8 protein-coding genes are annotated in these 12,692 nt (G+C 38.1%); 1 reads left to right on the top strand and 7 read right to left on the bottom strand.

What is annotated here, in order from left to right; genetic code table 11:
* Positions 1 to 8: 8 nt before the first annotated feature.
* The 7 genes from HCR01_RS02040 to HCR01_RS02010 form a co-directional block, all read right to left on the bottom strand.
* The gene (locus HCR01_RS02040) at positions 9 to 2,957 is read right to left on the bottom strand and encodes a type I polyketide synthase (protein ID WP_193194009.1); all 2,949 of its coding nucleotides are present in this window, start codon (positions 2,955 to 2,957) and stop codon (positions 9 to 11) included.
* Between the two features lie 166 nt (positions 2,958 to 3,123).
* Positions 3,124 to 4,260 carry an amidinotransferase gene (locus tag HCR01_RS02035; protein WP_193194007.1) on the bottom strand — a complete coding sequence of 379 codons (1,137 nt, stop codon included), beginning with the start codon at positions 4,258 to 4,260 and terminating at the stop codon, positions 3,124 to 3,126.
* Positions 4,261 to 4,373: 113 nt separating this feature from the next.
* The gene (locus HCR01_RS02030; RefSeq protein ID WP_193194005.1) at positions 4,374 to 5,570 is read right to left on the bottom strand and encodes an SDR family oxidoreductase; all 1,197 of its coding nucleotides are present in this window, start codon (positions 5,568 to 5,570) and stop codon (positions 4,374 to 4,376) included.
* Between the two features lie 9 nt (positions 5,571 to 5,579).
* Positions 5,580 to 6,386, bottom strand: coding sequence for an SDR family NAD(P)-dependent oxidoreductase (locus HCR01_RS02025; protein ID WP_226889036.1), 807 nt, complete (start codon positions 6,384 to 6,386; stop codon positions 5,580 to 5,582).
* A 127-nt stretch (positions 6,387 to 6,513) separates the two neighbouring features.
* On the bottom strand, positions 6,514 to 7,296 hold the full coding sequence (locus HCR01_RS02020) for an SDR family NAD(P)-dependent oxidoreductase (protein WP_193194003.1): 783 nt from the start codon (positions 7,294 to 7,296) through the stop codon (positions 6,514 to 6,516).
* Between the two features lie 316 nt (positions 7,297 to 7,612).
* Positions 7,613 to 8,938, bottom strand: a complete 1,326-nt coding sequence (locus HCR01_RS02015; protein ID WP_193194001.1) for an aspartate aminotransferase family protein — start codon at positions 8,936 to 8,938, stop codon at positions 7,613 to 7,615.
* 158 nt (positions 8,939 to 9,096) lie between these two features.
* Positions 9,097 to 10,710: a PfaD family polyunsaturated fatty acid/polyketide biosynthesis protein gene (locus tag HCR01_RS02010; RefSeq protein ID WP_193193999.1), complete on the bottom strand. Its 1,614-nt coding sequence runs from the start codon at positions 10,708 to 10,710 to the stop codon at positions 9,097 to 9,099.
* Positions 10,711 to 11,904: 1,194 nt separating this feature from the next.
* Here HCR01_RS02010 and HCR01_RS02005 point away from each other — a divergent pair.
* Positions 11,905 to 12,639 carry a peptidylprolyl isomerase gene (locus HCR01_RS02005; RefSeq protein ID WP_193193997.1) on the top strand — a complete coding sequence of 245 codons (735 nt, stop codon included), beginning with the start codon at positions 11,905 to 11,907 and terminating at the stop codon, positions 12,637 to 12,639.
* Positions 12,640 to 12,692 lie beyond the last annotated feature (53 nt).

Here is a 12,692-nt window from a genome sequence, read left to right as displayed (position 1 = left end):
GCTTAGCATTAAGAACGTGATGGCGCTTGCTTATTGAGAAATTCATCTAAAAGCGATGTGTCTTTTTCAAAAAGTGCTTTTTCTCTGAGTTCTTTAGTTTTAGGATTGAAATAAAACCCACCATTCAAATTGACAGCTACGCTTCTTCCAGATTTAGGTTGCTCAATAGGTTTTGGTGTTTGATAAGGGTCAATATCTTGAATCACAAGACCACCTACCAAAAGTTGGACTATAGAACGGCGAAACTCGTATTCTGAACTGTTTTGGGAACGCGGGTTGAGAGCGATCGCCAAATGTTCTCGACCTTTAAGAATATCGCTCACAAAGTTGGTTAATGTGTTTTTCGGCCCAATTTCAACAAACACATAACCTCCTTGATTATATATTGTTTCTATTGCTTGTTTAAAAGCAACTGGACTTAACAAGTGAGTTGCAAGTATTTTTTTAATATCATCTGCATTGTGAGGATAAGGTTTACTAGTTACGTTGGAATAAACAGGGATAGAAGGCGTTTGGAAGTTTGTTTGAGAAATTTCTCTAGCAAAAGGTTCAGCAGCATGTCTGACAAAATTCGTATGATACGCATTATCAACAGCTAAAAGAGTAGATTGAACTCCCTGCTTTTGCAACGTATGATATAACGCCTTTATCGATTGCTCTGCTCCGCCTAAAACTATCTGAGAGTTGGAATTGTAATTAGTGATTATGACATCAGAGTAATTAGCAATTAGAGCATTGACATCTACTTCATAAGCATTAACTGCTAGCATTGAACCCCTCTCTTTGACTGAGGAGTTTTCTGCCCTCATGGCGTGTCCTCTAGCTATGGCAAGTTTATAAAAATCGTGATCGCTGAGAGCGCCTGATGCCCATAGAGCAGTAATTTCGCCAAAACTATGTCCAATCACAAAGTCAGGTTTAAACCCAGCTTTTTGAAGTATTTTGTAAATTCCTACACTGATAGCACCAATAGCTGGCTGTCCATGTTCAGTTTTCAAAATCTCATTTTTCTGTTTGATGATGTTATTTTCATCAAAGACTGAAGGCGGATAAATGATATCAGATAAAATAGACTGCTTCTGTTGATAGAAGAGTTGATTTATCTCTGATAAAACTCTACGCATTTCTGGATAGTTTTTAGCAAAATCTATCCCCATATTCAAGTATTGTGAACCTTGCCCTGGGAATAAAGCTACAACTCTACCCTTCAAGTTCATGCCAGCAGTTCGGTAGTAAATGCCTTTAGGATGTTGCCAGTTATCTTTAGAGTTAGAACTAAATATTGATAAAGATTCCTTCAAAAGTTCTATAGTTTGCTCTAATGACTCACTGACAAAACCAATTCTTGCTGAGTTTATTGGAATATCTTTGTTTTTGGTATGATTGAGATATTGGTAATAATCATTTTTGCCAGATTCCGATTTAAAAATATCCAGTAAATCCGCACATTTTTTAATCAAAGCATTGCGATCGCCTGCATATATGAGCACAATATCAGGAACATTATGCATTCTATACACAGCATCATGCTCTTGTTGATATTCCTCTACAATTACGTGAAAGTTAGTACCTCCAAAACCAAAAGAACTGATTGCCGCCCGACGTTTAGAACCATCAATAGGTTGAATCCAAGGTCTAGCTTCAGTATTTAAATAAAAACTACTGTTCTCCAGATCAAATTTGGGGTTTGGTTGAACAATATTAATTGTCGGAGGTAATATTTTATGATATAAAGCCAAAGTCGTCTTAATTAAAGCAGCAGAACCAGCAGCGGTTCGGGTATGTCCAATCTGAGATTTTACGCTACCTAAAGCTACAGAGTAATTTGCGACTTGATTTTGCTTATATACATGACTAATACTTTGAAATTCACATATATCTCCAGCAACCGTTCCTGTTCCATGTGCTTCAACTAATTGAATTTGTTTAGGGCTGATCCCCGTTTTCTCATAAGCTCTATCTAAAGCTTTTACCTGCCCTTCAAACCTCGGAGCATAGATACTTTTTGCCCGTCCATCACTGGAAGTACCTATACCCTTAATTACACCATAAATTTTATTATGATCTCTTTCTGCATCTTCTAAACGCTTCAAAACCATCATCCCTACGCCATCACCTAAAACAATGCCATCAGATGATGCATCAAAAGGACGAGAACGACCTTCTCTAGAAAGTGCTGGAGTCTTACTAAAACACATATAGGCGAAGATGGAATTATCAACATTAACTCCACCAGTTAATACTGCATCACAACTACCATCAGCTAACTCTGCGATCGCCATCTTGATAGCTGCTAAGCTACTAGCACAAGCTGCATCAATAGTGCAGTTAGTCCCTCCTAAATCAAAGTGGCTAGTAATCCGACCAGCTACTACATTGCTTAGCAAACCAGGAAAACTACTTTCTCGCCAACCTGCATATAAATCTTTCAGTTTCTCTACGATGGCAATAACCATTTCATCAGGAAAACCAAAGTTTTTGATGACCTTTTCCCACTGGGGAGAATTATTTCTCGTTGTCAGTGGAAAAGCAGTATTACCACACCCTCCAACCCCAAGAATAACCCCTGTTCTGTCACGGATTGCAGCCGTAGATTCATCTCGGTTGTAACCAGCATCCGCTAAAGCCTGCTTAGCTATTAGTAGTGCCATTAATTGTGTAGTACTAATTGACTCTAAGTTGATTGGTGGAATTCCAAATTCCATCGGATCAAATTTTACTTCTGGAATAAAAGCACCGATTTTGCTATATGTTTTATCTGGAGCAGATGGATCTGGATCAAAATACTCATCAATACTCCAGTAACCTTCAAAACTTGGGTCTTCATCAACTATCTCTTTAATGCAATTTTTTCGAGTTAGAATATTATCCCAAAAGTCTCCAACTGTTTTTGCTTCCGGGAAAAGAGATCCAATGCCAACAATAGCAATAGGAGTAGGATGATTTATCTGCTTCATTACTATTCCTTATTTTTATTTAATGAATTGTTGAGATATCGCTTATTTATTTGTTAAATATCACTTTGTCGTATCGCCCACCCAATTTAATCTCTATCCCCTGAGGGGACGGAAAGTTAGTAGTTTTTTACTTCTACTAACTTTCCTCAACCACTCAGAGAGATGGTCAAGCATAGGACTTGAGTACACCGCGCCTACGAACATCAAGTGTTGAACAGTGGAAAGAACCCAAGAATGGATAATAATCTTCAAACTCACATACGATGGGTTTAAATCCCCAGTCTTTTAGTGCTTTGATCATGTACTCCTGAGATTTTTCGACGACAACTCTCTCTTCGTCTATACTCAGCACGTTCATGTTCACCCAATGGCTAATTACATTTGTTCCATAAAGTGTCTTAGGAGTTCTGTTAGGTTCAGGCGCAATCAAGATATCCCAAGATTTTAAGAAGTCAGGAAGTTTATTCACATCTAAATTAATCGGATTCACTAATACCTTCCCTGGAGCGAGGGGAACTAAGGTGGTATCGATGTGTAATGCTTGTGGGCAAAGGGAATCTACCACATGTATGCGATAATCATCACCTATGTGACGTTGTAACCAAGCGATACCAAAGCTATTGGTAACATGACTCTTCTGTACAACAATATCCCGACCAAAGCGTACAAAGTCCGCTGCATCAAAAGTAGGCTCAAACTCGTTGATTACATAGCGCATCTTCTCGCCAGGAGCCGGGAATTTGTAATCTTGGTCATAGAGATCATCAAGTAGTTGTGGTCTAGGAACCGCAGTCCACTTAGCTCCTCCCTTGAAGTACTCTTTGAGCAGAGAACGATAGCCCCAAGTTTCAAAATAACGACCCCTATCGGCCATAGGAGCCTCAATAATCTCATTCCCAATAACTATAAATACGTCACGAGGATTTGCAGAACAGAAGCCATTAAGTATCTTCCAAGCAGGTGTGTTAAAGGATGCAGAATGGTTAACAACATCAGGACGACGTACTACAACTCCCTCAGATTCAAGAATATGGACGAATTCTTTGAGGTTCTTAGTAGCAGCCTCAATCATCCTCTTTGGATAAGGAAGCCGATATTGCTCTATCTGCTTGCTCATTTCGTTCACTTCTTTATCCTGACCACCAGGTATCGTCACCCGATAGATAGTATGCCAGGATGGAACCATCGCCCCATCAACAATGCCGACGATGACTTCTTCGAGCGGATCCCATTCATTGTAAGAACATACAGGAGATGTTGTATTAGTTGTAGCTGTATCCAAAGTACTCAAATTGTTTGTCATCGGTTTTCTCTTGAAGTTAATAAGTAGTGCTGGAAATCTGTCATTCAACTATTTTGAATTTGTGCTTGATGAGATACTACGGTCTTTCCCGATATCTACCCATCTGCTGAAGGTTAATATTTGATAGTCGCTAGGGGAGACTGGTTAGCCGGAGAGGCTATAAAGCCTTTTTCTACACAATATTTCAAGTAAGTTGAGAGTAAATCAATATCAACCTTGTGGCAGAAAATATTAGCCTTTGAAAGAAATTCTTCGGCATTTGATGTATCAATGATTACTGATGTATCTATCAATTCTGGAGATAATTCTGAACCTGTGATCAGATCCGAAAATAACAACAGATTAATAAAAGAAGAACTGTAAATCTTCCCTTCTTTGAAGACTGAATTATCTCTAAACAGAGATATGTATTTTTCATAGGGAAGTATTTTGACTCTGTAGCCAACATCCACGATCAGATTAACAAAATCGTAAAATGATTTACAGTCGGGATTAATAATGTGAAAAGTTTTACCGTAAGCCTCTGGATTAAGCGCTAAGTGAAGCGAAGATTCTGCCGCATAATCAACTGGCGTAATGTAAAAGTAATCTTTTAAGAAAAAGAATAGCCCTGTATCAACAATAGCCTTAATAATACCATAATATATGCCTTTAATAGTTGTACCTGTGAGCGGATAACAACCAGTTTTACTGTCACCAAGAATATCACCAAGTCTTACAATTACCCATTTGAGTCCTCGATTTCCCGCCTCATGAACTCGCTGCTCTGCTTGCAGTTTAGTATGTTCATAATTTTGGTTATCAAAAGTCTGCCCAATATCAAGGTCGGTTTCTTTGAATACTAAACCTGGCTCCATAGTTTTACTACCTATAACACTATAGCTAGATGTATGGAGCATGGGAATTTGACCAGCTAGGCAAAATTCAATAACTTCTGAAGTGCCTTTTAGATTGACCTCAGCTAATTTTTCAAAACTAGCTACCATATTAACGTTTGCAGCTACGTGAAAAACTTGATCAATCTTCTGAACAAGGTGAGAATAATCTTCAGTTGTTAACCCAAAGTGCTTATTGGTAATATCCCCAATTATAACATTAGTTCTTGATTCAAACTGGGAAAATATTTTATGTTGTGGGTCATAAACTGTAAGAATATCAGCAATTCTTTGTTTAGCTTTTTGGACATTATCTGCTCTGACTAAGCAATATACATTTGCTTGTGTAGAGGCAAGAATTTCATATAGGAGTCTTCCCCCTACTACCCCTGTTACACCTGTGATGAAAATATTTTTGCAATCTACTTGATTCATAATCAATGTTTAACTCAAATGTATACTTTCTAAAGTGCCGATATTCAAACCACCATCTAACTCGAATATTGCTCCGTTGAGATAATCAGTTTTACATGTTGCTAAAAATAGAACGACTTCAGCTACATCTTCAGAATTGCCAAAACGACCAGCAGGAATATAATCCAGCACTATCTTTTTTTTCATAGAAACAGAACGTTCGTCTTCCTCAGCCCGTTCCAACATATTGGTTTGAAAGATACCTGGCGCGATCGCATTCACACACACGCCATAAGCACCTAGTTCTCTGGCCCAAGATTTAGAAGCAGCAATCATCCCAGCCTTAGAAGCAGAATAAGCAGAAGCAAAGGACGCTCCCCAAGTACCCGCCATAGAAGAAATATTAATCACACGTCCACTTTTCCTTTTAACCATGAACTTAGAGAAAAAGCTCGTGCAATTGTAAGTTCCTATCAGATTGGTATCGATTATTTGCCGTGCTTTCTCATGATATTCTGTCAACAAAACTGGAGTCCGCCCAAAAATACCTGCATTATTAACCAGAACAAAAATCTTATCTCCAAATAAATTAATAATTTGCTCACCAGCTTTTTGAACGCTTTGCAAATCACATATATCCATACCAAATAAGCCAAGCTTTTCCGAAGAACCTACATAATTCTGCAAGCGTTCTAACTTGTCTTCAAAAAGATCTGTTGCTGCAACATAAAATCCTGCTGCCAACAATTGAAGAACAATTTGCTGTCCAAACCCCCCGGCTGCTCCGGTGACAACTGCTATTCTATCTTGATTAATCATTTGATAGTTACTGTTCATTTTATTCAGTTAAAATGTATTGCTAATTCCTATATAAATCCCCGGCTATCTATTTATTGAAAGTATTGGTAGTTCGTCAAATTGAAACTATAACTTTCACAAATAAATTCGGATTATATAAGCTTATTTATCCCTTATTTATCCCACCGTCTAAATCGAGTATTGCACCGTTGAGATAATTGGTTTTACATGTAGCTAGAAATAGAACTACTTCAGCCACATCTTCAGGATTGCCAAAACGACTAACAGGAATAAAATCCAGCAATATCTTTTTTCTCAATGAAACAGAAGAATTTTGTTGCTCAGCACTTTCTAGCGTATTAGGATGGCAGCTACCTGGCGCGATCGCATTTACGCACACACCATAAGAACCTAGTTCTCTGGCCCAAGATCTAGAAGCAGCAATCATCCCAGCTTTGGAAGCAGCATACGCAGAGGCAAAAGACGCTCCCCAAGTACCTGCAATAGAAGCAATGTTAATAATGCGTCCACTTTTCCTTTTGACCATGAACCTGGAGAAAAAGCTGGTGCAATTATAAGTTCCTATCAGATTGGTATCGATAATTTCCCTGACTTTATCATGATGTTCTGACGACAAAATAGGAGTAGGCTCCAAAATGTCTGCATTGTTAACTAAAACGAAAATCTGCTCTCCAAATAGATTAGTAATCTGCTCACCAGCTTTCTGAATGCTTTGCAAATTACATGAATCCATAAAAAGCAAGCCAAGTCTTTCAAAAGATCCTAGATAAGTCTGCAAGCTTGCCAGCTTCTCTTCAGAAGCATCTGTTGCTGCTACATAAAATCCTGCTGCCAACAATTGCAGCACAATCTGGTGTCCAAATCTGCCTGCTGCTCCAGTGACAACTGCTATTCTATCTTGACTTTTTATTTGATAGTTACTGTGCATTATTCTCAAGTTCTAAATATGCATTGTCTGGAACACTTGAGAAGCCCCTTTACTCAATGACCAGCTGCCCGTCTTGCAAAAGTCTTAATTTTACGTTCTTTCTTGCGCAACGTACACTTTGCTCAAGTCGCCACTTGCTTGTCCAGAGTTGTCGCAGCGGCAAAAGGTATTGCTTAAACTTCTCTCTGCGTGAGGCAAATAAACAAGATTGAATTGATGAAATTGTTGGGGAATGGTGCGTGCTATTACGCTCCGCACCCTATGCCCTAAAGCGCATTAATCACTTTAGTCCTGTCAATTATTCGTAATCTTGTCACTACAAAAATTCGTTAATTCTGGCGATATCAGTCATGACTTCACCTATCCTTTCTTTAAAGAAAGTTACATCAGAGTCATCCATGAGCAGATTACTAAAAAACCTAGAAACCGGGGAAAATTGGATGCCATAATTTCTAGCAAGCCGTGTAATCAAGATATCCCGCAGCTTGGTAGTTTCGTTGTAACCTTCAGCTTTAGTAAGTGGTGCTGACTCAGAATGGAAAACTAAAACACCAGGTACACCTTGAGCTACCATTGGTATTCCGACATTTTTTGCAGCATCCACAAGAGACTGACCTATTTGTGTCAGGTAATTAGCCATTCTCTCATAACATGATGGATCGTTTTCCAACAACTCAATGGTTGCTAGTACAGCAGCTAATCCAAGTGGATAACCATTGAATGTGCCGGCGTGGATAACTTTATTATCCGTATAGAGTTGCATGATTTCCTTCTTGCCGACAATGGCAGACATTGGTAGAGCACCTCCACCCATTGCCTTGGCAAAAACAGTAATATCAGGTGTTACACCTAACAGGGATTGTGCCCCGCCTAGAGCGACTCTAAAACCGGTAATCACTTCATCAAATATAAGTGCTATGTGATATTGATCGCACAGTTCTCTAACCTTTTCTAAATATCCTGGTGCAGGTACTATTCCGCCTCCATTGATACAAATAGGCTCCATCAAAATAATGCCAATTTCATCACCACGATATAGCAATAGCTTTTCTAAAGCATCAATATTATTCCAGGGGATAAGGAAAGACTGCTCCTCCAAAATGTTAGGAGCACGTCCATCAGTACCCATGTAATCTCCTTCATATTCAACAGGGACAGGATACTCAGAAGATGTTGGTTTACCACCCATAATATTGTCTGCATTACCGTGATAATGCCCTTGGAAGCGGACAAATTTGGGCTTACCTGTATAGGCTCTGGCAAGCCTAATCGCATTTTGCACGGCTTCTGTGCCACTCAGCCCGAAACGTACCATTTCAGCACTAGGCACATGATGAATAATCCGTTCACAAACGCGTTCTTCCAAATCGCATTGGTCTACGGAAAGTACTTTATTGATGTAGTAAATTAACTTTGCATTATATTCTTCATTTTGATGTCCGACAATCAAAGCACCAAATTTACAAAATAAATCAAGATGTTCATTGTTGTCTAAATCCCATACTCTTGAGCCTTTTCCTCTGTTAAAAGGTATGATGGTATCTTTGCCCTCATACCGAAAATTGTAATGAACTCCTCCAGGTAAATATTTCTTCACCTGACTAGCTGCTTGTTGAGATTGAGGAAATTTAAGTTTTGGCATTGCTTCTACTTAACCTGCTAAAATTTAAGTGAATAATTAGAAATGATTCATTTCATGAAAAGTCCCATCAAACCAAGGACTTTTGAGAAAAATCCCAGCTTTGATAATTGGATTAATGCTTCGTTTCTCCAATTACATAGAGTGAGAAAGATGAAAGATTATGGTGTTACTTTATAAGTTCCGTAACTATCAACATAATTTACCCCTAAACTATTAAGTTGACGGATACGGAAGAGATAAGCAGCTCCTTTCATCAAATGGTAAGCAACATCAATAACATGACGGTTTTCTGGTGTCTCCAAGTAAGAACCCTTTACCCACTCATTGAATGCTCCCATTGCTGGGCCGCACCATACTTGATAATCCATTTTTCGTTCTTGCATTCCAGCTTTAGCCCAGAAAGATGATTTTCCTAAATACCATCTAAAAATTAGGGCCATTTTTTTCTTGGGATTTTCTAAAGCTTTCTGAATTTGACTAGGGTCACGTTCCTGGAAAAACTGAACAGTTTCATCCCACACCGTATCTAAGTTTTTTTGAAACAACTGTTCTTCAATTTTTTTCCTTTCTATCAATGGAATTTCATCGATAGAATCATATTGTCGATAAATTTCATAGAGTTTCTGGGCACGCATAGCAAAAAGCGTTCCTCTTTTGAGGACTTGTACCTTTACGCCCATTTCAAACATATCTGCGGCAGGAGCCATAGCAAAATCTACAATGTCTGCTTGTGCTAATGCGGCTTTGACGATTTCCGATGCTCCAGACTCTCTACACGCTTGATTCACCGAACCAGTCACGATGTAGTCTGCTCCCATCGCAAAAGCAGCTAAAGCCGCTTGAGGTGTGCTTATTCCGCCTCCAGCTCCGACTCTAATGTTTTTTTCGTACTTGTACTCTTGTTGGATGCGGTTTCTAATCTCTTGAATCAAAGGCAGTAAACAAACAAGTGGTCTATTATCTGTGTGCCCTGCTGAATCGGCTTCTACAGTAATGTCACTAGCTACAGGAACTTTTTGAGCCAAAGCACTTTGTTCTGTAGTAATTAGACCTTTTGATACCAAATCTTGCAGTATCTTATCTGGTGCTGGCTTCATGAAGACTTCTGCAACTTCTCTGCGAGAAATTTTAGCGATAATGTTATTTCTAGCTATAATCTCGCCATGACTACCCTGAGAAAGTCCAGCAGCGCGATAATAAACGATATTAGGCGTTAAGTTCATAAAAGCAGACGCTTCTACCGTTTTTACTCCGTACTTCAAATACAATTCCACACATTCTCTTTCCAAGTTGGGTTCGGAAGGACTGTGAATAAGATTGAAAGCATAAGGAGCATCATGAAGAGTAGCTTGGAGAGTTGTGATAGCTTCTTCTACTCTCTTCAAAGGTAAACCTGCTGCGCCAAACGAGCTTAAATATCCTTTTCTACCTAGGGAAGTTACCAAATCAATGGAAGCAATACCATTAGCCATAGCTCCTGCTTGGTATGCATAATTTGTGCCGTGAGCTTTTTTAAAGGCATCACTACCAAGACACTCAGGATTAAAAGCTGGTATTAAACCTAAGCAATTGTAATCTCCTGTAGGCGAAATTTCTCCACCTGTTGCAAGCGCAATACTAGAACCAGTGTGCAATATATAGAATGGTGTGTCTATATCGTGTAAACAGTACTCAATTTGCTTTGCATCTGTTTTGAGTAGATAATCTGACCCTTTCCACTTTAAGGGTGTACAAGCAATATTTGTTTTAGGAAAAAGACCATTATCAATCATGAAGTTGCATTTGTATATTTGCAAGATAACTCAGGCTAGAACAAGCACAACACTACTTTAATAAGACAAAACAAAAATATTGCCTTATTAAGTGATATCAGCAAAATATTTGAAGCTGTATGATATAGGGCTATTTTTCAATCTTCATGTCTTTTGTGTTCATAATTGTCAAACCTTTTTATGTTGGTTAGAGAATTTGTCAAAAGATATAATTGATACTACTTGCTTAACTGGCATTGGGAAACGTTGAGTGCGCTAGACTCGACGGCTATTAGCATGTAGCAGTTGATAAACGTCATACAACTATGATTAACTAAATCGGAATGTCTGTATAGTTACACAAGTACCTTTTTGATTTGAGCTAGTTCTGTTGCAAAGACTAAGGCTCGTCTGGTAAAAGTAAAACTTGTATCAAAGATGATGCTCTCTGGCAACTCGTAAATCAACTCCAGATATCTATTTAAGTAGCACCGCTCTTTCCGAAAAGCTTTAAAAGCTTGTCACAATAGAACTCATAGAGCAATTAATGTAAATAAAAATATTGCTGATTTAATTGCAATTTATGAGCTTAAAAAAGAATAAAACTTAGCCAAGGAGTGTAAATTATGGCGAATCAAGTACTTAAATAGGTATATCAAATCAGTTCATTGATTTATGAAGCGATCGCTTAAATCAGGATTGAAACTTTAAATCATTTCATACAGTGATAATCACACTTCTTGGTTATGAAACGATGTATATGATTCGTAAAAGGCAGGTTCATAGATGCAAGTCAGAATTTAAAATCAGAATTTATTGCCCAAGCCTTTAGAGTGATTGTATAAAAGTTAACTTTCTAAAAGAATTTTCAGATTCTTAAGAATTTTTTGCAACAATACTCCAAAATTTAGTGTCAGAAAAATTGTTTCATGATAACATCACTTACATACTAAATTATTTAAAGATTAACTTTCCACGGTGGTGGAGTCTGTCAAAACCTGTGGCTGTTACTGGAGGGTTTTTAGGAAACCTACCGAAGAATACTTAACATTACTTATTATCATAGCGATTACCCTCTTTTTTGGGTGATATATGGTGCGTGTCTTCCAAGAACAACAGGCTTTCGTTAGCTCAATTATGACCCCCTTTGATCGAGTACTCTATATTTTATTTCTTCTAAAATTGACAACAAATGAATAAGCTAGGAGAAACATCATGTCAGAGACAACCATCATTAATAGCAAAGATGTTCTTCATCAAATCAAGCTATCTTTCAAAATTACTGAAATAATTGAAGAGATTCTTTGCCGTCAGGTAATTGAGAGTGCTGCTGCTAGTGCAGGCATCACAACAGAAACCGAGGAACTTCAGCAGGCAGCAGACAAATTCAGACTCATAAACCGCCTGGAAAATGCTAATGATACATTGGCGTGGTTAGAAAAGAAAGGTCTTTCTGTAGATGATTTTGAAGAATTAGTTCATAACACAGTTATCTCTGGAAAGTTAGCTGCTCATTTATTTAAAGATAAAGTTGAACCTTATTTCTTTGAAAATTACTTCGATTACATGTGCGTAGCTATTTATGAGCTAATTATAGATGATCAAGATTTGGCAATAGAACTGTTTTATATCATTCAGCAAGACGAGATGAGTTTCTATGATGTAGCTCACAAATATATCCAGGATACAGAATTACGCCGCAAAGGCGGGTATCGAGGGATAGTAACCCGAAATGATTTAAAACCGGAGATTTCTGCGGCTGTTTTTGCTGTTAAGCCACCGCATCTTCTCAAACCAATTGTTACTTCTTCGGGTGCACACCTAATTTTAGTTGAGGAAATTATTCAACCGCAATTAGATCAGAAATTGTTTTCTAAAATTCTTTCTGATTTGTTTCATACCTGGCTGAAACAACAAACTGAAAACTTGGAAGTTATTCATAAGTTTTAGGCTCACATTGAGGAACTTTAGTGATGAAATATCTTTATTGAATATTAGTTTGT

Origin of the sequence: Nostoc sp. MG11 (assembly GCF_014904695.1) — a bacterium.
Classification (GTDB): domain Bacteria; phylum Cyanobacteriota; class Cyanobacteriia; order Cyanobacteriales; family Nostocaceae; genus Komarekiella.
This window is presented reverse-complemented; position numbering and strand designations above follow the sequence as displayed.

Coding starts and splice junctions, on each gene's coding strand:
- HCR01_RS02035 (WP_193194007.1), bottom strand. CDS start 4,260: ATGACAAACAATTTGAGTACTTTGGATACAGCTACAACTAATACAACA.
- HCR01_RS02015 (WP_193194001.1), bottom strand. CDS start 8,938: ATGCCAAAACTTAAATTTCCTCAATCTCAACAAGCAGCTAGTCAGGTG.
- HCR01_RS02025 (WP_226889036.1), bottom strand. CDS start 6,386: ATGAACAGTAACTATCAAATGATTAATCAAGATAGAATAGCAGTTGTC.
- HCR01_RS02040 (WP_193194009.1), bottom strand. CDS start 2,957: ATGAAGCAGATAAATCATCCTACTCCTATTGCTATTGTTGGCATTGGA.
- HCR01_RS02020 (WP_193194003.1), bottom strand. CDS start 7,296: ATGCACAGTAACTATCAAATAAAAAGTCAAGATAGAATAGCAGTTGTC.
- HCR01_RS02030 (WP_193194005.1), bottom strand. CDS start 5,570: ATGAATCAAGTAGATTGCAAAAATATTTTCATCACAGGTGTAACAGGG.
- HCR01_RS02005 (WP_193193997.1), top strand. CDS start 11,905: ATGTCAGAGACAACCATCATTAATAGCAAAGATGTTCTTCATCAAATC.
- HCR01_RS02010 (WP_193193999.1), bottom strand. CDS start 10,710: ATGATTGATAATGGTCTTTTTCCTAAAACAAATATTGCTTGTACACCC.